Annotated in this window: 21 protein-coding genes; 17 read left to right on the top strand and 4 right to left on the bottom strand. The window is 39.9% G+C overall.

Annotated features, from left to right (window positions below; all coding sequences use genetic code 11):
• Positions 1 to 22: 22 nt before the first annotated feature.
• From ileS to ABYD77_RS02975, 11 genes are all read left to right on the top strand, one after another.
• A complete protein-coding gene (gene ileS, locus ABYD77_RS03025) occupies positions 23 to 2,851 on the top strand; it encodes an isoleucine--tRNA ligase (protein WP_372766880.1) in 2,829 nt (942 codons plus the stop codon).
• A gap of 9 nt (positions 2,852 to 2,860) precedes the next feature.
• Positions 2,861 to 3,349 carry a signal peptidase II gene (lspA, locus tag ABYD77_RS03020; RefSeq protein WP_372766878.1) on the top strand — a complete coding sequence of 163 codons (489 nt, stop codon included), beginning with the start codon at positions 2,861 to 2,863 and terminating at the stop codon, positions 3,347 to 3,349.
• Positions 3,346 to 3,786 (top strand): FKBP-type peptidyl-prolyl cis-trans isomerase, encoded by a 441-nt coding sequence (gene fkpB / locus ABYD77_RS03015; protein ID WP_274763586.1) that lies wholly within the window; start codon positions 3,346 to 3,348, stop codon positions 3,784 to 3,786. Before lspA ends, fkpB begins: the two co-directional genes overlap by 4 nt.
• The gene (ispH, locus tag ABYD77_RS03010) at positions 3,786 to 4,715 is read left to right on the top strand and encodes a 4-hydroxy-3-methylbut-2-enyl diphosphate reductase (protein WP_372766876.1); all 930 of its coding nucleotides are present in this window, start codon (positions 3,786 to 3,788) and stop codon (positions 4,713 to 4,715) included. The genes fkpB and ispH overlap by 1 nt, the downstream gene beginning before the upstream one ends.
• Positions 4,716 to 4,739: 24 nt before the next feature.
• On the top strand, positions 4,740 to 5,741 hold the full coding sequence (locus tag ABYD77_RS03005) for a sensor histidine kinase (RefSeq protein ID WP_372766874.1): 1,002 nt from the start codon (positions 4,740 to 4,742) through the stop codon (positions 5,739 to 5,741).
• A gap of 2 nt (positions 5,742 to 5,743) precedes the next feature.
• Positions 5,744 to 6,451, top strand: coding sequence for a LytR/AlgR family response regulator transcription factor (locus ABYD77_RS03000; protein ID WP_372766872.1), 708 nt, complete (start codon positions 5,744 to 5,746; stop codon positions 6,449 to 6,451).
• A gap of 107 nt (positions 6,452 to 6,558) precedes the next feature.
• Complete coding sequence (pilV, locus tag ABYD77_RS02995; protein ID WP_372766870.1) at positions 6,559 to 7,125, top strand: type IV pilus modification protein PilV; 567 nt, start codon at positions 6,559 to 6,561, stop codon at positions 7,123 to 7,125.
• Complete coding sequence (locus ABYD77_RS02990) at positions 7,125 to 8,138, top strand: PilW family protein (protein ID WP_372766868.1); 1,014 nt, start codon at positions 7,125 to 7,127, stop codon at positions 8,136 to 8,138. Before pilV ends, ABYD77_RS02990 begins: the two co-directional genes overlap by 1 nt.
• The gene (locus ABYD77_RS02985; RefSeq protein WP_372766866.1) at positions 8,126 to 8,596 is read left to right on the top strand and encodes a hypothetical protein; all 471 of its coding nucleotides are present in this window, start codon (positions 8,126 to 8,128) and stop codon (positions 8,594 to 8,596) included. Before ABYD77_RS02990 ends, ABYD77_RS02985 begins: the two co-directional genes overlap by 13 nt.
• 1 nt (position 8,597) lies before the next feature.
• Positions 8,598 to 11,693 carry a pilus assembly protein gene (locus ABYD77_RS02980; protein WP_372766864.1) on the top strand — a complete coding sequence of 1,032 codons (3,096 nt, stop codon included), beginning with the start codon at positions 8,598 to 8,600 and terminating at the stop codon, positions 11,691 to 11,693.
• 2 nt (positions 11,694 to 11,695) lie between these two features.
• Positions 11,696 to 12,100: a type IV pilin protein gene (locus ABYD77_RS02975; RefSeq protein ID WP_372766862.1), complete on the top strand. Its 405-nt coding sequence runs from the start codon at positions 11,696 to 11,698 to the stop codon at positions 12,098 to 12,100.
• Positions 12,101 to 12,212: 112 nt separating this feature from the next.
• Here the strand turns inward: ABYD77_RS02975 and ABYD77_RS02970 are convergent, their stop codons facing one another.
• Positions 12,213 to 12,734: a GspH/FimT family pseudopilin gene (locus ABYD77_RS02970; RefSeq protein WP_372766860.1), complete on the bottom strand. Its 522-nt coding sequence runs from the start codon at positions 12,732 to 12,734 to the stop codon at positions 12,213 to 12,215.
• Positions 12,735 to 12,780: 46 nt separating this feature from the next.
• Positions 12,781 to 13,317: a GspH/FimT family pseudopilin gene (locus ABYD77_RS02965; RefSeq protein ID WP_372766859.1), complete on the bottom strand. Its 537-nt coding sequence runs from the start codon at positions 13,315 to 13,317 to the stop codon at positions 12,781 to 12,783.
• A 182-nt stretch (positions 13,318 to 13,499) separates the two neighbouring features.
• Between ABYD77_RS02965 and ABYD77_RS02960 the strand changes: the two genes are divergently transcribed.
• Positions 13,500 to 13,838: a P-II family nitrogen regulator gene (locus tag ABYD77_RS02960; protein ID WP_038640527.1), complete on the top strand. Its 339-nt coding sequence runs from the start codon at positions 13,500 to 13,502 to the stop codon at positions 13,836 to 13,838.
• A 66-nt stretch (positions 13,839 to 13,904) separates the two neighbouring features.
• Here ABYD77_RS02960 and ABYD77_RS02955 read toward each other — a convergent pair whose 3' ends face one another.
• Positions 13,905 to 14,669, bottom strand: a complete 765-nt coding sequence (locus tag ABYD77_RS02955; RefSeq protein ID WP_372766857.1) for an outer membrane protein assembly factor BamD — start codon at positions 14,667 to 14,669, stop codon at positions 13,905 to 13,907.
• Between the two features lie 137 nt (positions 14,670 to 14,806).
• On the opposite strand from ABYD77_RS02955, the gene rluD reads away from it, so the two are divergent.
• From rluD to clpB, 3 genes are all read left to right on the top strand, one after another.
• Positions 14,807 to 15,784, top strand: a complete 978-nt coding sequence (rluD, locus tag ABYD77_RS02950) for a 23S rRNA pseudouridine(1911/1915/1917) synthase RluD (RefSeq protein WP_372766855.1) — start codon at positions 14,807 to 14,809, stop codon at positions 15,782 to 15,784.
• Positions 15,784 to 16,518, top strand: coding sequence for a peptidoglycan editing factor PgeF (gene pgeF / locus ABYD77_RS02945; RefSeq protein WP_372766853.1), 735 nt, complete (start codon positions 15,784 to 15,786; stop codon positions 16,516 to 16,518). The genes rluD and pgeF overlap by 1 nt, the downstream gene beginning before the upstream one ends.
• Positions 16,519 to 16,631: 113 nt before the next feature.
• On the top strand, positions 16,632 to 19,208 hold the full coding sequence (clpB, locus tag ABYD77_RS02940; protein WP_372766851.1) for an ATP-dependent chaperone ClpB: 2,577 nt from the start codon (positions 16,632 to 16,634) through the stop codon (positions 19,206 to 19,208).
• Positions 19,209 to 19,249: 41 nt separating this feature from the next.
• Here the strand turns inward: clpB and ABYD77_RS02935 are convergent, their stop codons facing one another.
• Positions 19,250 to 19,675: a DUF4124 domain-containing protein gene (locus ABYD77_RS02935; protein ID WP_372766849.1), complete on the bottom strand. Its 426-nt coding sequence runs from the start codon at positions 19,673 to 19,675 to the stop codon at positions 19,250 to 19,252.
• Positions 19,676 to 19,944: 269 nt separating this feature from the next.
• Here ABYD77_RS02935 and gshA point away from each other — a divergent pair, with 269 nt between their 5' ends.
• Together gshA and ABYD77_RS02925 are read left to right on the top strand one after the other, a co-directional pair.
• Positions 19,945 to 21,513, top strand: a complete 1,569-nt coding sequence (gene gshA, locus ABYD77_RS02930; RefSeq protein ID WP_372766847.1) for a glutamate--cysteine ligase — start codon at positions 19,945 to 19,947, stop codon at positions 21,511 to 21,513.
• Between the two features lie 103 nt (positions 21,514 to 21,616).
• On the top strand, positions 21,617 to 22,222 hold the full coding sequence (locus tag ABYD77_RS02925) for a hypothetical protein (RefSeq protein WP_372766845.1): 606 nt from the start codon (positions 21,617 to 21,619) through the stop codon (positions 22,220 to 22,222).
• Positions 22,223 to 22,444: the final 222 nt, after the last annotated feature.

Here is a 22,444-nt window from a genome sequence, read left to right as displayed (position 1 = left end):
CCGATACGGAAAGTAGAATTAAATGAGCGACTACAAACATACCTTAAATTTGCCGGAAACTGAGTTTCCAATGCGTGGTAACTTAGCACAACGCGAACCACAAATGCTTAAATCTTGGTACGAGAAAGACTTATATGGTCAAATTCGCACCGCTAAAAAAGGCAAGAAATCATTCATTTTGCACGACGGCCCTCCGTACGCAAATGGGGATATTCACTTAGGTCACTCTGTAAATAAAATTCTTAAAGACATTATTATTAAGTCTAAGACGCTATCTGGCTTTGATGCGCCATATGTGCCGGGTTGGGACTGCCATGGTTTACCAATCGAGTTACAAGTAGAAAAGAAAGTAGGCAAGCCTGGTAAAAAAGTATCTGTTGCAGAATTCCGCGAAAAATGTCGTGAATACGCGAAAAAGCAAGTTGAAGGTCAAAAGGCTGACTTTAAACGCTTAGGTGTGTTTGGCGATTGGGATAAGCCATACTTAACAATGAACTTCGATTTCGAAGCAAACGCAATACGCGTGCTTGGTCGCATCATTAAAAATGGGCACCTACACAAAGGTTCTAAGCCTGTTCATTGGTGTACTGATTGTGGTTCGGCACTTGCTGAAGCAGAAGTTGAATACCAAGATAAGCAATCACCTGCAATTGACGTTAAGTTTACTTTTGTTGATGAAGCAGCACTTATCTCTAAATTTAATTTAGCAGATGGTCATGAAGGTGAAGGCGATATCAGCATTGTTATCTGGACAACAACACCATGGACGCTTCCAGCTAACCGTGCTGTTGCAGTACATGCTGGTCTTGAATACAGCTTAGTACAAGTTGAAACAGAGCAAGGCAAACAACGTTTAGTATTAGCATCTGATCTTGTAAAAGATGCAATGGATCGTTACGGCGTTGATAAGTTCCATGCACTTGGTTATTGCCAAGGTTCTGACCTTGAATTACTGCAAACTAATCACCCATTCTATGATTTCACAGTACCTGTGATTTTAGGTGAGCACGTAACAACTGATTCTGGTACAGGTGCAGTGCATACAGCACCAGGTCACGGTCAAGAAGACTTTGTGGTTGGTCAGCAGTACAATTTAGAAGTTGCAAACCCAGTGGGTGCAAATGGTGTTTACTTACCTGATACCGAGCTATTTGCAGGCCAACACGTATTTAAAGCGAATACTAGCGTAATTGACGTATTAACTGAAAAAGGTGCGTTAATGCACCATCATGCACTTAATCACAGTTACCCACATTGTTGGCGCCACAAAACGCCAATCATTTTCCGTGCAACACCACAGTGGTTTGTTAGCATGGATCAGGCAAATTTACGTCAAGATTCATTAAACGAAATTAAAAAGACTCAGTGGTTACCAGAGTGGGGCGAAAGCCGTATTGCGAACATGGTTGAAGGCCGCCCTGATTGGTGTATTTCGCGTCAGCGTACTTGGGGGGTTCCAATTGCACTATTTGTTGATAAAGATACGGGTAGCTTACACCCAAATACTGCTGAATTAATCGAACAAGTTGCTGCTAAAGTGGAAGAAAAGGGCATTCAAGCGTGGTATGACCTAGAAACAACAGAACTTTTAAGTGCAGCCGATGCAGAGCAATACGTTAAAGTACAAGACACGCTAGACGTTTGGTTTGACTCAGGTGTGACGCACGCATGTGTAGTTGATGCACGTGAAGATTTAACGGGCCCTGCTGATTTATACCTTGAGGGTTCTGACCAACACCGTGGTTGGTTTATGTCGTCAATGATGACATCAGTTGCGATTAACGGTCATGCACCTTATAAGCAAGTGCTTACTCACGGCTTTACCGTTGACCAAAATGGTCGCAAGATGTCGAAGTCGCTTGGTAATGTTATCTCACCACAAGACATTATGAACAAGATGGGTGCTGATATCTTACGTTTATGGGTTGCATCAACGGATTACACCGCTGAAATGACGGTTTCTGATGAAATCTTTAAACGTTCAGCAGATCGTTACCGTCGTATTCGTAATACTGCACGTTACCTATTAGCAAACTTAAACGGTTTCAATCCAGAAACTGATATGGTTGCAGCAGATGATATGGTTGCACTTGATCGTTGGATTTTAGATCGTGCAGCGGTATTACAAGACGAGCTAATTGCAGCATATGACGAATATCAAATGCTGGTAGTTACGCAAAAACTAATGAACTTCTGTACTGTTGAATTAGGTTCATTCTATTTAGATGTGATCAAAGATCGTCAGTACACAGCAAAAGCTGACAGTGTTGCACGTCGTTCATGTCAAACAGCGCTTTATCATATCGCTGAAGCAATGACTCGTTGGATGGCGCCAATTATGAGCTTTACAGCACAAGAAATTTGGCAAGTGCTACCTGGCAAACGCGATGAGTTTGTGTTTACAGGTGAGTGGTACCAAGGTTTAGTTAAAGCTGATTCAGCGAAGCTTGATAACAACTTCTGGCAGCAGCTACTTGAAGTACGTGCAGAAGTGAACAAAGTTCTTGAAACTGCACGTAAAGAAGAAAAGATTGGTGCGACGCTACAAGCGGAAGTAACACTTTATGTAGGTAAATCACTGGAAGAGCAATTAGCTGCGCTAGGTGATGAACTACGCTTTGTATTATTAACATCTAAAGCGGTTGTTGAAAGCAAAGAAAATCGTCCAGCAGATGCTGTGGCAAGTGATATTGAAGGTCTATTTATTGCTGTTGCAGCAACGTCGGCTGAAAAATGCGAGCGTTGTTGGCATTACTGTGATGATGTAGGCACTTATGAAGAACACAAAGATATTTGTGGCCGCTGTGTAACTAACGTAGATGGCGAAGGTGAAGTTCGTCAATTTGCTTAGGGGATAGGCGTGTTAAAAGGACGTAGTGGTCTTATTTGGTTAGTGCTCAGCATCTTTTTGCTGGCACTTGACCAAATATCTAAATGGGTAGTAAGTACAGAAATGTCGCTCTACCAAACAATTGATATTTTGCCCGTTTTCAATTTCACTTATGTACACAATTATGGTGCGGCATTTAGCTTTTTAAGTGAAGCAGGTGGCTGGCAAAAGTACTTTTTTAGTACGATTGCAGTGACTATCAGTGTGCTGCTGATTTATTGGTTAAAGAAATTACCAGCAACTAATAAATTACTGTGTAGTGCGTATGCATTAGTTTTGGCAGGTGCAATTGGTAATTTGATTGATCGCTTAGTACATGGATACGTAATAGATTTTCTTCATGTATATTATCAGCAATATGATTTCCCTGTGTTTAATATCGCTGATGTAGCAATCAGTATTGGCGCAGCTTTGCTGTTACTTGATGCGTTTTTTGAGCAAAAAGAGAGCGATAAATGACAGATTTAAAGATTAGTGAGAACTCAGAAGTTATTTTCCACTTTTCGATTAAGTTAGAAGATGGTTCGGCTGCAGACTCAACCAAAGTGCACAACAAACCAGCTAAACTTGTAATGGGTGATGGTAGCTTAACGGCAAACTTTGAAAAGTGTTTGCTTGGTTTATCAGCAGGTGACGAAAAAAGCTTTAAGCTAGCACCTGAAGATGCGTTTGGTATGCCAAACCCAGATAATATTTATTATGTTGACCGCACTAAATTTGGTGCAGATACACCTGCTGAAGTAGGTGCAATTATTGCGTTTACACAACCGGATGGCACCGACTTACCGGGTTTAATTCGCGAAGTAGCAGGTGATTCTGTTACAGTTGACTTTAATCACCCATTAGCGGGTCAACACGTTGAGTTTGAAGTTGAAATTTTAGAAGTGCGAAACTAATGAAAATTTTATTGGCAAACCCACGTGGCTTTTGTGCTGGTGTTGATAGAGCAATCAGCATAGTTGAACGCGCGCTTGATTTGTTTAAGCCACCGATTTATGTACGCCATGAAGTGGTACACAACAAATATGTGGTAAATCGTTTAAAAGATCGCGGCGCCATTTTTGTTGAAGAACTTCACCAAGTACCTGATGACAATATTGTTATTTTTAGTGCGCATGGTGTATCGCAAGCAGTAAGACAAGAAGCCAAACGTCGCGAGCTAAAAGTATTTGATGCAACTTGCCCACTGGTTACTAAAGTGCATATGGAAGTAACGCGCGCGAGTCGTAAAGGTACTGAATGCGTGTTAATTGGGCACCATGGTCATCCTGAAGTGGAAGGCACAATGGGTCAGTACGATAATGATGAGGGCGGTATTTATTTGGTGGAAACACCGGATGATGTTGCGACTTTATCGGTAAAAGATCCAGGTAACCTGTTTTATTGCAGCCAAACAACGCTGTCGGTGGATGATACTGCCGATGTGATTGATGCGCTGCGTGCGAAGTTCCCGAATATTCATGGTCCACGCAAAGATGATATTTGTTATGCAACACAAAATCGTCAAGATGCAGTGCGTGATTTAGCCGATAAAGCTGACTTAGTGTTAGTAGTTGGGGCTAAAAACAGCTCTAATTCAAACCGTTTACGTGAATTGAGCGTAAAAGTGGGTACTTCTGCGTACTTAATTGATGATGCATCTGTTATGGAGCAAAGCTGGTTCTCAGGTATTAGTACGGTTGGTGTCACTGCTGGGGCATCTGCACCAGAGGTATTAGTACAACAAGTGGTAGATCAACTAAAAGCGTGGGGTGGTACGGAAGCCATAGAAAACCCAGGCGAAGAAGAAAATATCATTTTTGCGGTACCTGCTGAATTAAGATAATTATAAGGCTTGCTAATGATTTCAATGAGTCAGATTAAAGGTGATTTATTAGCAAGCTTACTTAATGATAGAGCACTGTTGGCAGTAATTATTGTTGGCCAGCTGTTGGCAATTATTTTAACCTTTTCACCATTACTTCATACGGATCCTTGGCTTACACTCGCTCCTGTGAGTTTGTTTATCCACTTTGTTTCACTAGCAAGCCTTAGTTCGATTTACCTTTTAAAAACGCAATTGCGTAAAGCCAGCTATCAGCAACAACTAATGGTGTTGATTTTAGTCATCTGTGGTTTTACTTTAGCCACCAGTTACTTGGTTTTTTCTCTGGAAATACTGGACAATATTACACTGTTTGAATTTTTGAGTAGAAACTTACTTATCGCTTTTAATATTGCAGTACTTTATGCGCAATTCAGCGTTATGCATGCAGAACGTGGGTACTCAGAGCAAATTGCCACACAAGCGCAGCTAAGCTCGCTGCAAGCTAGAATAAGGCCACACTTCTTATTTAACAGTTTAAATATGGCGGCGGAACTTGTTTATCATAATGCCGAAGATGCGGAGAAAACGATCTTAGCGCTGGCTGATTTATCGCGTGCAGCAATGCATTGTGATGAAGCTATTCCGCTAGCTAAAGAGATTTTATTAGCGCAGCAATATATGTTGGTAGAATCTTGGCGCTTTGGTGATAGATTGACCATTGACTGGCAATTACCAGAGCTGCTGCCTGAATTGAATGTGCCCGCATTGACTATTCAGCCATTATTAGAAAATGCGATTTGTCATGGTGTGGAACCAAATCAAAGTTCTTCTACTGTGTCAATCAAGTTATTGGTCAGTAACAGTTCCATTTCACTTATTGTTGATAACCCTTATTTGCAAGATGCATCAAAATCTCGTCCTTCAAACGGCATTGCAGTAGAGAACATTAAAGAACGCTTACATATGTATTTTGGTCAGCGCGCTAAACTTACGCATTTTATTCAAGGTGAGCGCTTTCGAACTAAATTAGTGATCCCGAGATAGCTATGAATGTTTTAATTGTTGATGATGAGCCGCTAGCCAGAGCAAGAATCTCGAGGTTATTACAAAAACTGCGCCCTGATTTTTCTATTTTACCTTTAGCTGGTAATGCAAATGAAGCGCTTAATGTTTGCAGTGATATTATGCCAGACTTAGTGCTTTTAGATATTGAAATGCCTGGGATATCGGGTATAGAACTTGCGAAAAAACTAAAAGAGATTGATCCACCTCCTGCAATCATTTTTATTACAGCGTACACAGATAAAGCGTTGCCAGCATTTACAGTTTTACCTCAGGGGTACTTGGTTAAGCCTATTGATGAAGAGTCTCTTGCAAAAGCGTTGTCAGGATTACAAATGACCCATAGAGCCCACACAGCGCTAAAACAGCAAGAAGCATTGGATTATTTAGAAAATGGTTTACACAAACAGATATTAATTTCCGATATCAGATTAATAAAATCAGAAGATAAATACCTTAGAGTAATTACACCGTCACGCAGCTTTTTAATTGAAGGGTCTCTTAAAAAGCTTTTAAATGACTACGCACTTTTTTTTGTGAGAGCACATCGCAATACCATAGTAAACAGTAGCTACCTCTATGAGATTGGTCACGACACCAATAAACATTGGCTAAGGCTACTTGATTTAGATGACAAAATTGAAGTGAGCCGTCGAGAGTGGCCTAATCTTAAGCAACTTCTGCAGAAATAAATACCGTTTATCGGAAAATCAGACCGTTAATAACTGGTAAATTGAGTTTCGTTATTTGATCAGCGACTATTAAACTAGAAAAATTTCAGTTTAAGGGCGGATGAAAAGTGCGAACAGCAAATTCATTTTTTTCTCCTATAAAAGTCAAAGCCAAGTATCAAGGGTTTACTCTAATTGAAGTGCTTGTGGCATTTATCGTATTAACAGTTGGTTTGTTAGGTACGGTTGCGTTGCAGACGGGTGCAAAGCAAGCCAGTTATGACGCAAATCAGCGCAGTGCCGCATTGGCGCTTGCCAATGATATTGTTGAACGTATTCGCGCGAATGATACAGCCGGGCTTGTTGCAAATTACACTAAAACATTTAGTTATCTAGATACCCCTGAAGAAAAAGATTGTTTAAATACCCGCTGTAGCTCAGCAGGGATTGCAGAATATGATCTTTTTCAATGGCAAAAAGCTCTGCGCGTAGCTGACAATACAGGTTCTTTGGCAAATGGGACAGTGTGTATTACACCGACTGCGGATGGTGATGGTGTCAACCTGCGTGTGGTTGTTGCATGGCAAGGACGACAAAAGCTAACTGAAACAACCAACAAAGATATTAAATGTGGCACGGTTTCAAACCGTAGAACAGTTGTGTTAGACAGCTATGTATTTATGAGGTCAGCATAATGAAAGGTTTTAATCAATTTAAACAACATGGCTTTACCATGTTGGAATTAATGATTTCATTGTTTGTCGGAGCTTTTATTTTAGCTGGTGTGATGTTTACTTATTTAGGTATGAAAATTACGACTTCTGACACTATGGATATCGGAGAATTACAAGAATCAGGCCGATTAGCTATGGATGTGTTAAAGCGCGATATTGAGTTAGCCGGATTTTGGGGGAACTTTGTATCCATACCAAGTGCATCCGTTTTAACTGATGCAAGTCCAAGCAACCCAGCGAATGATTGTTTTGAAGGGACAAATAATCGCTCCTTTCCACAAGCGGGAGTAGCTGCTAATGACGCGTTCAAAGTGCTTTATGCAAAAGAGGCCAAAGCTGGCACTGAATTAAATTGTGTCAGTGGCCCGCAACAAGGCAGTGATATTTTACAAATTAAACGAGTGTTAGGCCAAGAGATAACAGGTATAACAACAGCGTCAAATACTTATTTTATTGCCACACCACAAACGGCCAGATTTATGGGAGGCACAGGCGCAGTTATCAACCCTGGTGGTAACGCCAAGGTTTGGGAATATGCGCACAATGTTTACTTTGTGCAAAATCAAACTTATACCCTAAATGGGAAAAGTGTTGCTGTACCAACACTAAGAAGAATGCGCTTAACAAATGGGGCAATGCGCTCTGAAACTATAATGGAAGGCGTAGAAAATATTAGACTTATCTTTGGTTTAGATACTAATGGTGATTCACGAGTAGATACCTATAAAACAACAGCTCAAATGGCTGCAAACGATTGGGACCAGCAAAGTGCTGTTGTATCGAGTGTGCAAATCTTCTTACTAGTAAGAACGCTTGAAGATGATAGAAGTAACCCGCCACAAAGCCAAACATTTGTTTTAGGTGGTGAAGGAGATCAGAAAAGGGAATTGACCTTTAATGATGGCTTTCGTCGTAAACTGTTAACGTCAACAGTACGCTTGGTGAATGTTGGGAGTGATCAATGGACAATCTAAATAAACAAAAAGGTATTGTGTTAGTGGCGGCAATGCTGATGATTTTAATGGTGTCTGGTATTGCCGTGAGCGTGATGAGTGGAAGTGCACTAGACAGTAAAATGGTAAACGCGGCACAGGAAACATACCGCACTGAAGCCACAACACGAGGCGATACTGAAAAAGCGATCAAAGACGAGCTTGCTAAAAAAGAAAAGAACCAGTTCTTAATCAAAAAAAGCGCTTACCCGTCGACTAAAACAATCACCATCGCGTCCTCAGGCTCCAAGATTATTATGGTGAATGATAACACTAGTCCAGTGACAGACTTGTTAGACTGCCCACCACGATTTGCACCGACACCAAATATGAAATGCAATTATTTAAAATTAACCACATCAAAAGGTTATGGAAAAGGCAATAAACACACCATGACATTAAATACTGGTATTACCCAAGAAATGATTGGAGGCCTTTAATATGACAACGCACATTAAAATGAAACTTTTGGCTGTAATGAGTAGCTTTCTTCTATTGTGTTCTTTGAGCCCAAAAGTGTTTGCTGAAGATATCGAAATTTATGTTCAATCATTGCTCAATGAAAAAGAAAAAGCCCGGGTCATGCTGATGTTTGATACTTCTGGTAGTATGCAATGGTCTTCGGTTACCGGTAGAACTTGTTACTATAAAAGATACCGCTATAGTGATTGTCAAGTAAGTGGTTGTTCAACTCGATACAGCTCATTTCACTGTGCATTAACACCGCCTAGTCGAAGTATGGATGGAAAGTGTTATGAAAGAAATGATGGCTATAAAGTCATTGATTGCCCAAAAAGTCGGATGCAAGTAGCACAAGAAGCGGTTAATAGTCTTATTGACTCAACCGACGATGTAGAGTTTGGTCTTGCTAGATTTGGTGGTGGTCAATCAGGCTATATTGTGTTAGGTATTGGTGCTGAAACAGATAAAACCAAATTAAAATCTATCGTAAATAATCTGCCAGCTTCGGGGTCAACACCTTTAATGGATAGTGCTTTCGAAATATATCGTTATTTAAGTGACGGTAGCCTGTATGAAGCGTATGATTTTAGTGACCGTGATACTTCGATTGATGATGGCAGTAGTTATGACTCGCCATTTAGACGGTCTGCAGATGGAAAACTTCGCTGTGAAAATAATGCATATGTTATTTTTATGACAGATGGTGATCCAACAAGTGGAACAGATGCCACAAGCTTAATCCAATCATTAACGAACACATCTTACTCAAGTACTGAGACTTTGTTACCTGAACTTGCAAAATACATGGCTAATAACGATATGTATCCAAGTACTCCGGAGGATAATTTTGTGTACACCTATACCATTGGTTTTGGTAATGGTATGAAACCAGAGTCGATTAAAATGCTTGAAAATATGGCATCTGATGCTTATGGCAAAGGTAAATATCAAGATGCAACAGATGCAAGTAAATTAGCATCGTCACTGAATGCGACTATTAATGATATTTTAGATCGAGTGGGGAACTTTACTTCACCATCAGTTGCAGCGAGTCAAAGCGATAATACTCGTACCAAAGAGTTTGTTTATTATTCACTTTTCTCACCATCCGGTTTTTCAAAGTGGAATGGGAATATTAAAAAATTAAAGATCAGTGGTCAAAGCGTGGTGGATCAAAGCGCTCAAAATGCGATTGATAATAATGGTGGTATTAAAGATGAGGCAAAAACTTTTTGGCGTGACTTTTCTGCGAAGGATGGTGTTACTCCAGGAGCCGATGGCAGCAATGTCGCTGTTGGTGGTCTAGAAGAGAATATAGCTCATCCTGATTCACGAATCATTCTTACGGATATTGGTGAGAATAAACTTGTTACTACGGATAGTGCTGTAGTTGGTGCAGTACAAACTGCATTATCCATTTCGGATACTGAGCAAGCTAAGAAAATGATTGAATGGATGCGGGGCATAAATGGTTATGATGGAGACAATAATGCTATTGTCAGAGATCACATCTTAGGTGATGCACTGCACTCAAAGCCCGCGGCAATTACATATGAAACAAGCGAAGGCGATAAAACTCATTTAATTTTTGGCACTAATTCAGGTTTTGTTCACTTTTTTGAAGATACTAGCGAAACACAGGCTAAAGAAAAGTGGGCTTTTATTCCATCTGAACTTTTTTCTATCCAATCAAGCCTTAAACAAAACGGAGTTGGTAAAGTTTATGGTATGGATTTAACTCCGACAATTTATCATGATGATAAAAACGGTGATGGAATAGTCAATTCAGGGGAAGATGCTTGGGCGTTTTTCGGGATGCGTCGCGGAGGTAGTTCTTACTATGCTTTTGATATTTCTAATCCTAACTCCCCTTCACTTTTATGGAAAAAGGGAGCCGCAGATTATACTGGCTTAGGGCAAACGTGGTCACAACCTAAAGTCGTGTATGTTAATCACCCGTCTTATGCAGAAAAACCATTGCTTGTTTTTGGTGGTGGATACGATAAAAAACAATTTGAGGATGGCGCAGCTAACACAGTGGGAGCTGGAGTTTATTTAGTCGATGCGGCAACTGGTAACTATGTATGGAGTACAAATGATACTTCATTTGCAGGCCAAAATGGTATTACGGGACAAATTGCAACGTTAGACTCTGATTATGATGGCTATACGGATAGGCTTTATGCTGCAGATACCGGTGGTAAAATTTGGCGAATCGATTTGGCTGGCACTAATACGGCGGATTGGTCAGCTTTTGAATTTGCAAGTCTTTCAGGAAACTTCTTTTATCAACCAGAGGTTGCCAGAACTTTCTATAGCAAGGTGACAACTTTTAAGCTTGATGGAGAAGTTGTAAAGGCAACACGTGTAACAGTACCTTTTGAAGCGGTTGTTGTAGGAAGCGGTGATAGAACGAACCCATTAAACACGTCTAGTAATGATAGTCTTTATATGATTAGAGATGTTAATGTTATTACAAAGTCATATAAAACAAATGCCCCAAAAAGCATTACTACCTCAGAGCTAATGCAAATCGATCCTAATACATTTGGTAGTTTAACTTCTGATCCTGAGAAGTTTATTGAAAAAGAATCTCAATATGCCCAGTACAAGGGCTGGAAGTATTCACTCACAGGAAGTGGTGAAAAAGCGCTTGCTAAGCCTGCTATCATTGGTGGGGTTGCCTACTTCCCAACATTTATTGCTGGTGCAAGTGGAAATTCAACATGTTCTTTAACGGGCGGTGAAGGGCGTTTATATGCATTCCACTTGCATTATGCGGTAAACATTTATGAAAATGCTTACACTCGAACTGGAGATAGTATTCCACCGACGCCGGAACTTGTTTACTCTGAAGATAGTAAGCAAAAGTCTCAATTTTTATTAATTGGTATTGGGGCCGGTGAAAATAACTCAGGTATTATCAAAGCGAAATCAATCAATGACAGTGCGGTGCCTGAGTTGGTGTGTGATGATAACGGAAGTAACTGTTCTATAAAGTTAACGGGTAATTTTGTTGGCTTCAAAACTCACCGTAGCTATATGTACCGCGAAACAACGAATAAGGTTAATTAAAAATGAAAAAGTTGTTAGGTTTTACGTTAATTGAGATGATGATAGTTGTGGCGATTATTGGCATTTTAACGGCAATTGCATACCCGTCATATGTTGCTTACTTGTATAAAGGCTCTCGGGCAGAGGCGATGTCTTCATTACTTGATATTGCTAATCGACAAGAGCAATTTTATGCAGATAATCATCGATATACATCAGCCTTGGGTGATTTGGGAGTTCAGAGCACAAGTGATACAGGGCTATTTTCCCTTACATTGACTTCTGACGGCAGTACTTTTTCAGTTACGGCTAGTCCAATAGATTATCCTGCTACGAAAGATTCTGAATGTGCTAGTTTCAAGATTGATGAGCTAGGTCAAAAGACAGCGACTGGGTCAGGTGGTAATAACACATGTTGGAATAGGTAAATTGAATTTAAAATGAAAAAAAGCGCGTTATGCGCTTTTTTTTAGTTAATGTGCTCAGTTGTATATGTTGTGTTTTTGGATTAAGCAACACTGTGATTTTGATACTGTGGATCTACAAACTCGGTTTTTCACACTTATCAGAATCTTTAATTCGCACTCTGCCAACTTGGCTAACTGTTATTTGATTACCCGTAAGATCTGGGTACCTATTATTACAATAGATAAAGCTGCCCGATTGCATAAAATTAATTGAACCATCCGCTCTATATGTGATTGCTGTGCGAGGGTAGCTGAATTCATCGCGATCATGAACTTTTTCAACAACTTTAATTATATACTCGCTTTCATCAAGGGATAGATTGCTGTTTCTGTCTTCAAAAATATAAATGTTGTTTTGCCAATCTTTAGTGCAACTTCCTGAGATTAAAGGGCAAACTGTAATATTTGTCGAATGTGAAACAGCATAGCCTCTCGCAACGTGGAGAGATTTCAAAACATGTGACATTGAATTATCAAGACGGTTTTGAGCTAAAAAGCGAGACAAGTTAGGCAGCGTAATACTGGATAGTATGCCTATTAGAAGGGTTGAAATTACAACTTCGACGAGTGTATAACCATACATTGTGTGCTTCATCCGTGAAGCCTCTAAAAGCTAAATTGTAATAGTTAGCTTAGTTTATTTAAACAGTTCCGCAAGTAAGAACATTACTACCTAATTTCCAAGTATTTCCTGAAACACTGACCTGCAGTGCAGATGTATTTTCGTTTTTGCCATTGGGACAAATTACAAATTGGTGCTCTTGGTTGACTCTACCTTGCCCATCTATTGTAATAGCAGTATTGCCTTTATTTTGGCTGACCTTATCATTTGAACCAGGAAGTGACATAACTCTGATAAGCATATCATTGGTTGTATTAAAGCTGAGATCTTGCCCCTTATCCACAAATGCGACAATAGGGTTGTTTTTCCAATCGGCAGAGCAAGCACCACCAGTTTGAGGTGAAGCAATAGGGCACACTACGACATATTCATCAGTTGTGGTAGCTTTTGCACGAGCATACTTAATGGTTCTGCTAAATTCATCAATAAAGCTGTCAGCACGATCAGCTTCAAGCATAGGCCCTAAACTAGGTAACGCTATTGCTGAAACAATACCAAGAATGGCAACTGCAATCATTACCTCCAGCAAGGTAACACCTTTTTGTACATGTTTCATAATCTGTACCTCCTTTGATTATTATACGCTTTTCATAATCTCAAGCTAGTAATGCGCATAATACGTTTAGAACACTTATTTATATCGATTTAAATATTCACCCTTTTGTCTATAAGTAAATACCTTGAATTGATGAGTTAACGAGATAGAATGGTGATAATTAGCAAATTGGAAATGGTTCGATGAAAAAAATAGAAGCAATCATTAAGCCCTTCAAACTTGATGATGTTCGTGAAGCGCTTTCAGAAATAGGCATTACTGGGATGACGGTATGTGAAGTAAAAGGCTTTGGTCGCCAAAAAGGGCACACAGAGCTTTATCGCGGAGCTGAATACATGGTCGATTTTTTACCAAAAGTTAAACTTGATATTGTATTAGCGGATGAAGATGTTGATCGGGCTATTGATGTAATCGTTGAAACAGCGCAAACGGGTAAAATTGGTGACGGTAAGATTTTTGTTTCAGAAGTAGAACGCGTTATACGTATTCGTACACAAGAAGAAGACGAGGCGGCGATTTAATATTTCTTTAAAGCATTCAAAAGTGAAAAGGGGCTTAATAGCCCCTTTTTTATATGAGTATCGTACTTACTTATTTGCATCAAGCACTGCTTGCGCATTACTTTTTAACTCGCTCAATCCGAGCTTATCATAGCTTTTAACCATTAATTCAAGCGCTTGCTTTGTGTAACTGCTCTTTGAAAAATGCTCTACCACGTATTTGCAGCGGTTAGCTGCTGCTAGATATGCTTCTCGCTCATAATAGTAATTCGCAACTTTAATTTCATAACGTGCCATTTTGTTTAAAAGCCACGCCATGCGTTTTTTTGCTTCATCAGTATATTTACTGTCCGGGTAGTTTTTTACCAATGTTGCGAAGTCTTCATAGGCAATGCGTGTGCGTTTTGTGTCACGATCAGCGCGGTCGATGCCAAAATACTCTTGGAACGCATTTTCATGCGCTTTGATATTTACTAAACCGCGCATGTAGTACATGTAGTCTAAATCTTTATGATTCGGGTTTAGCTTAATGAAACGGTCAATTGTTGCAGTCGCTTGTTCGGTATTATTAGATTGATAATACGCGTACACTAAATCCATTTGAACTTGCTTAGATAAAGGACCAAATGGGTAGCGAGAGTCAATTGCACTTAATAATTCAACTGCACGTACATATAAACCTGAATCAAGCGTCTCTTTAGCGTCTTGATAAAGGGCTTGTGCTGATTTATTCGGAACTCTTTGAATTTCTTCTTCATCTGGTGCAGAAGAGCATGCTGATAACACTGAGATTGCAAAAATCATTGCAATAGAACGTTTACTAAGCGAACGCTTCCCAACTACGTTTGTCATTAAAATACACCTTTTTATTATCTTGTTTGGGATTCCACCCTAGGCTCAGTCAGCAAAACCGAGTAAACTATGCATATTAGCGATTCTAACCTAGTAAGCAATAGCTTGCATTGGATTTTACATAATTAAGCGGCACAATGGCAGAGCAAATTACTTTAACAGCTGAAGTACCAATTGAACTAGGCGGTAAACGTCTAGACCAAATTTTAGCGCAAATGTTCCCAGATTATTCGCGTTCGCGAATTAAAAACTGGATCCTCGACAATATGGTAACTGTCGATGGTGAGGTACGAAATGTACCAAGAGAAAAATTAATGGGTTACGAACACATCGAAATCAATGCTGAACTTGAAAAAGAAGTGGTTTTTGAAGCGCAAAAGATTGATCTTGATAAAGTGTACGAAGATGAACACATTCTGGTTGTTAACAAACCAGCAGGTTTAGTTGTGCACCCTGGCGCAGGTAATCCAGATGGCACCATGTTGAATGCGTTGTTGCACGATTATCCTGGCATAGATGCAGTTCCGCGTGCAGGTATTGTGCACCGTCTTGATAAAGATACCACAGGCTTGATGGTGATTGCTAAAACGGTACCTGCTCAAACCCATTTAGTTGCTAACCTACAAGCAAGACGTAATTTTACGCGTGAGTACGAAGCAATTTGTAATGGCACAATGACTGCGGGTGGTATGGTTGATGCGCCAATTGGTCGTCACAACACAAAGCGTACCCATATGGCGGTAAATCCGTTTGGTAAACCAGCCGTGACACATTATCGTGTTGCTGAAAAATTTAGAGCGCATACGCGTTTACGCCTTCGTTTAGAGACCGGCCGTACGCACCAAATCCGCGTGCATATGGCGCATTTAAATCATGCGCTTATTGGTGATCCGCTCTATCATGGTAGACCACGCCCACCTAAAAATGCATCGCCTGAATTTATTGAAGTGCTACGTAACTTTAAACGCCAGGCACTTCATGCAGTTAAATTGGAACTTGAACACCCAATTACAGGTGAGATGATGAGTTGGCAGGCACCCATTCCAGAAGATATGCAACTGTTAACGGAAGCGCTGCGTCAAGATACTAAGGCAAATCCGAGCATCGGATATTAATGAAAACACTTGCGGTAAACTGGCAAGCACCTGCAAAGGTTTTTGCCTTTTCAACCACGCGCAATGGAGGCGTTTCAAAAACGCCTTTTAATTCTCTCAATTTAGCATTTCATGTTGAAGATAAGCCTGAGGATGTTATCGAAAACAGGGCTCGATTAACAAAGTTACTACCGGCCCCTGCTTATTGGCTATCTCAAGTTCACAGTAATAAGGTCGTTGTTGTTGATGCGACAAGCGAAATAGACCTGTTAATAGAAGCGGATGCGCTTTATACACGGCAAACGAATACCCCACTCGCAATAATGACAGCTGATTGCTTACCTGTGTTTATTTGTTCTGAATTCGGAGACGAAGTAGCTGTTTTGCATGCTGGTTGGCGCGGGTTATTAAATGGTGTTATTGAAAACACCTTGGCATGTTTCAAAGCAACAAATTTAATGGTCCATCTTGGCGCCGCAATTGGTCCAACTGCATTTGAAGTAGGCAGAGAAGTGCGTGATGCGTTTAGTAACAAGCATACTGAAGCAAATAGTTGTTTTGAACCTGTAGCTAATCAACCTAATAAATTTTTGGCAGACATTTACCAGTTGGCACGGCTGGTACTTGCAAAAAATAATGTAACCAAGGTTAGCGGTGGAGAATACTGCACTGTAAATCAAGAAGATTTATTTTTTTCCTATCGCCGAGATGGTAAAACAGGGCGCAATGCGCATGTTATTTATATTGAACAATAAATAATCATGTTAGTGTAAATATATTAAGCGTATTTATTCTTTTCACTTGATCTTAAAAATATTCATACCCATTTATAACTACAATAGAAGTTATTTTCATAAGGGTGTTTAGCATGCGTTTAGATCGATTTACCAGTAAATTTCAAGCTGCCCTTGCTGATGCACAATCATTAGCACTAGGTCGCGATCATCAATTTATTGAGCCAGTTCATTTAATGTATAGTTTGTTAACGCAAACTGGTTCAAGTGTTCGCGCCTTACTAGCGCAAGCAGGTGTCAACGCAGACGAAATGATGACTAAGGTGTCTGCCGAAATAGATAAGTTATTCAAGGTTGATGGTGTGGGTGGTGATGTTCAGTTATCACACAACATGGCTAATTTACTTAACCTATGTGATAAACATGCGCAAAAGCGAAAAGATTCCTATATTTCGAGTGAAATTTTTATTTTAGTTGCTTGCGAAGATAAAGGCCCGCTTGGCGCTTTATTTAAGCAGTTTGGTCTAACGCAAAATAAAATTGAAACTGCTATTAGTGCCATACGTGGTGGCCAAAAAGTAGATAGTCCAAATGCAGAAGATACACGTCAAGCTCTTGAAAAATTTACAGTTGATTTAACTGAACGTGCAGAATTAGGCAAGCTTGACCCTGTAATTGGTCGCGATGAAGAAATTCGCAGAACCATTCAAGTATTACAGCGCCGCACTAAAAATAACCCAGTACTGATTGGTGAGCCTGGGGTAGGTAAAACCGCCATTGCTGAAGGTTTAGCACAGCGTATTATAAATGGCGAAGTACCAGAAGGATTAAAAAGCAAACGTGTTTTATCACTCGATATGGGGGCACTTGTAGCAGGTGCTAAATACCGAGGTGAATTTGAAGAGCGTTTAAAGTCTGTACTCAATGAACTTGCTAAAGAAGAAGGGCAAATCATTCTATTTATTGATGAAATACATACTATGGTTGGCGCGGGCAAAACTGACGGTGCGATGGATGCAGGTAATATGCTTAAGCCTGCACTTGCTCGTGGTGAACTTCACTGTGTTGGCGCCACAACACTTGATGAATATCGTCAGTACATTGAAAAAGATGCCGCACTTGAACGTCGTTTCCAAAAAGTACTTGTTGAAGAACCAAGTGTGGAAGACACCATTGCCATTTTACGCGGACTAAAAGAGCGTTATGAGCTTCACCACAGTGTAGAAATTACTGATCCTGCAATTGTTGCAGCAGCTACACTTTCACATCGTTACATTAGTGATCGTCAACTACCTGATAAAGCCATTGATTTGATTGATGAAGCAGGCTCAAACATTCGTATGCAAATCGATTCAAAGCCAGAAGAGTTGGATCGTCTAGAGCGTAAGATCATTCAACTTAAGCTTGAAGATAACGCCCTTGCTAAAGAAACCGATGAAGCCTCTAAATCGCGTCAGGCAGATATTCAAGCACAGATAAAGTTACTCGACAGTCAATACAATGAACTGGATGAAGTATGGAATGCTGAAAAAGCATCGTTGCAAGGTACGCAAGTAATCAAAACTGAGCTTGAACAAGCTCGACTAGACCTTGAAGTTGCAAGACGTGCAGGTGATTTACAACGCATGAGTGAATTACAGTACGGCCGTATTCCTGAGCTTGAGCGTAAACTTGATTTAGCTTCGCAGGCTGAAATGCAAGATATGAGCTTGTTAGTTAACAAAGTAGGTGAGAATGAAATCGCTGAAATTCTCTCCCGCTGGACTGGTATTCCGGTGGCAAAAATGCTGCAAGGTGAACGCGATAAACTGCTTTCAATGGAAGACAAATTACATGAGAAAGTGGTGGGTCAAGATGAAGCTGTGATTGCTGTTTCAAATGCGATACGACGCTCGCGCGCAGGCTTGGCAGATCCAAATCGTCCAATTGGCTCGTTCTTATTCTTAGGTCCAACAGGTGTAGGTAAAACCGAGTTAACCAAGGCGCTTGCGAACTTTATGTTTGATACTGAAGAAGCCATGGTACGCATTGATATGTCTGAATTTATGGAAAAACACTCGGTGGCTCGACTTGTTGGTGCACCTCCAGGCTATGTTGGCTATGAAGAAGGTGGCTACTTAACGGAAGCGGTTCGTCGTAAACCTTATTCGGTAGTATTACTTGATGAGGTTGAAAAAGCACACCCAGATGTATTTAACATTCTATTGCAAGTACTCGATGATGGCCGTTTAACGGATGGCCAAGGACGTACAATCGACTTCAAGAATACTGTAATTATCATGACCTCTAACCTAGGCTCAGATGTTATTCAGGAGCAGGCAGGTAATAATGACTATGTAGGTCTTAAAAATACCTTAATGTCAGTGATTGGACAGCACTTTAGACCGGAATTTATAAATCGTATTGATGAAACGGTTGTATTCCATCCGCTTGCGCAAGCGCATATTAAAAATATTGCTCAAATTCAGTTACAGCGTCTTGAACAACGGTTAATTGATAATGGTTATCAACTTGAGCTAACTGATGCCGCACTTGATAAAATTGCAGAAGCAGGGTTTGACCCCGTATTTGGAGCACGCCCTCTTAAACGCGCGATTCAGCAAACGATTGAGAACCCGTTGGCACAAACCTTGTTATCGGGTGACTTTAAACCAGGCAATTGTTTTATAGTGGATTGTAAGGAAAACGAGATGGTAATCACCGCTAAGTAATAAATCTTTATATAAAAAACCACCCATTGGGTGGTTTTTTATTAGTTACAAAATGCTTTAATGCGTTGCTTAGCCTGTTTTATATATTTCTCTTTTTCATCACCTGAGATGATGATTTCTCTTCCTTTATCATCTACTTGTGTAACTTGTGAATAGTTTTCTAAAACACTTAAATTATGTTTTGCATTCTCGCAGTATTCTTTTTTGCGATTTATCAAGGGATCTGTGTCATCATCTGTTACACTTTCTTGTCCAACTTCTAATTTTCTTTTTTCGGCACCAAAAGAAGAATGATCCTTAAGCTCAAAAGAACGTACTCCTTCTTTCTGAGGAGGTTCTACATATGAAAAATGTGCTACGCCTTTTTCATCTACCCAACTATAAACGGTTAATTGTTTGGCGATTGCTTTATTAGCAAAACAAATCACTATAGTAAATAGTAGGGTTATGACAGTAAACCTGTACATAATCTAATTTTCCTTAAACTAATTATCTTTTAACTATAGCCTATGCTTTTGTTCAAGGCTACTGCCTTTTAGGCTGATTTCTTTTATCTAAGCTATTAATCTCATTGTCCTTTTAGTGTTTGTAAATATTGTTGCACTATTGTCATTAAAATCTGGTTACGATTAATTTTGATCTTACATCTTGAGGTATCGCAATGTTGTCCATACATTGATAAGATGTTGAAAAAGCGACAACCTTAGTAAGGACTCGCTGTGAGAGGACTGAATTTTTGAAAACAGCGTCAATTGATTCGATACTAAGCACCTTATCTGAACAAGGTTCTACAAGTGCATTAAAAGGTATCAAACGCGGTGTTGAAAGAGAGTGTTTACGTATTAATAAACACCGTTTGGCACAAACATCTCATCAAAGTGCCCTTGGTAGTGCATTAACGCATCCGTACATTACTACTGATTTCTCTGAATCATTATTAGAGTTTATTACGCCTGCGTGTAGTGATATTGATACAACCCTTGCGCAACTTGAAGATATTCATAAATTTACGCTCTCTAATATCGACGATGAAGAATTATGGCCGCTTAGCATGCCATGCTTTATTGAAGACCAAGATGAAATCAGACTAGCCGATTACGGCAACTCTAATATCGGTCAAATGAAAACCTTGTATCGTAAAGGATTAAAAAATCGCTACGGTAGCATGATGCAAGCGATTGCAGGTGTGCATTTCAATTTGTCTTTCCCAACTGAGTTTTGGCAAAAGTTGCAAACAGTTGAAGAGAGCACGGCACAATTAAGCGACTATATATCAGACAAGTATTTTGGTTTAATTCGGAACTTTAAACGTGAACTGTGGCTTATTAGTTATTTATTTGGCGCGTCGCCTGCGCTCTGTAGCTCGTTTTTGGGGGGGCGCAAAACCAATTTACCATTCGAGTCATTAGGTAAGGGCACGCTTTACTTGCCTTATGCTACCTCGCTCCGCTTAGGGGATTTAGGTTACACTAATAGTGCGCAATCAAGCTTGCGAGTGACGTACAATAGCCTAGAAGAATATCTTGAAGGTTTTAAACAAGCTATTTCTATGACGTCTGATTTGTATCAACAATTTGGTGATTATAAAGGTCAGCCAGCAAAACAACTAAACCAAAACATCTTACAAATAGAGAATGAGTTCTACTCGCCAATCAGGCCAAAGCGAAACGCTAAATCGGGACAGACTCCGAGTGAGGCGCTTGCTGATGGCGGTGTAGAGTACATTGAGGTGCGCGCACTTGATGTTAATCCATTTTCAAAAGTGGGGATTAGTAAAGAGCAGATTCTGTTTTTAGATGTGTTCCTGTTGTATTGCGCAATCAAACCATCAGCAGATTTAGCATGGCAAGAGCAAATTGAAACACAGGCAAACTTAGATTTAGTGGTTAATCAAGGGCGCTTAGCTGGGCTTGAATTATCAAATAAAGGTAAAGCACAAACACTGTCTTCATGGGCTGAATCAATCTTTACTGAGCTTACTAAAGTTGCTAGCTTATTTGATGACGCGTTTGAGACAACGCAATATAGTGATGTTATTGCAAAGCTTGCCAGAGCAATTACTCACCCAGAACTCACATATTCTGGTCAGTTCTTAGCTAATCTATTAGAAAGCGAAGAAGATAATGGTCATTATGCATTAAAGCTTGCGAATGAATATAAATTAAAAACACTGGCAAGTAATTACCAGGTGTTTGATGAAGCGCTGTTCTTAGCTAAAGCAATTGAGTCGCATAAGAAACAAAAAGAAATAGAAGAAAGTGACGATAAAAGCTTTATTGCGTTTTTAGATGATTACTTTAAGTAATAAAAAACGCGGCTAGATGGCCGCGTTTCGCTTTCAGGGATGAAACAATGTGTTTTGCTTAACAAGTCAGATATGTTTTTGCTAGTAAAGTTCAAAAAATAATATGAAAAAAATACTGCCATTAGTTTTAGCTGGTACTTTGGTTGGATGTGCTACACCACCACCACAAAATCCAAATAATATTTGCGATATCTTCTTTGAGCATCGCGATTGGTATTTTGATGCCAAAGACGCGCAGGAAAAGTGGGGTGCACCTAAGCACTTATTAATGAGTATGATGTTCCAAGAAAGCTCGTTTAAACACGATGCAGCACCACCGATGGAGTATTTTCTTGGTTTCATCCCAACTGGACGAGCCAGTTCCGCTTATGGTTACTCTCAAGCCAAAACACCTACATGGAATGACTATGTAACTAAAAGTGGTAACAGAGGTGCAGACCGAGATGACTTTGCTGATGCAATCGATTTTATGGGGTGGTTTGTTTACAACACTCATAAGATTAACGGGGTGTCTAAATGGGACGCTTATGGCCAATATTTGAACTACCATGAAGGGTGGGGTGGTTACCGCCGTGGTACTTATAAAAACAAAGCATGGTTAATGAAAACTGCGCAAAAGGTAAAAGTGCGCACGGGTAATTATGGTGTGCAGCTTAAAAAGTGTGAAGATGACTTAGATAAGAATTGGTTACAGCGTTTATTTAGTTAATGAAGATTTTAGCGTTCAGACAACAGGTTTTAGATGATTACTAAAACCTGTTTTACATTTGTTGCCGAATCCCGTTTTAAACTTCTGCTGAAACCTGAAACCTGAAACCTGAAACCTGAAACCTGAAACCTGAAACCTGAAACCTGAAACCTGAAACCTGAAACCTGAAACCTGAAACCTGAAACCTGAAACCTTATCTCTTATATTCAGGCATGATCCGCG

This window comes from Pseudoalteromonas sp. (assembly GCF_041629635.1).
GTDB lineage: Bacteria > Pseudomonadota > Gammaproteobacteria > Enterobacterales > Alteromonadaceae > Pseudoalteromonas.
This window is presented reverse-complemented; position numbering and strand designations above follow the sequence as displayed.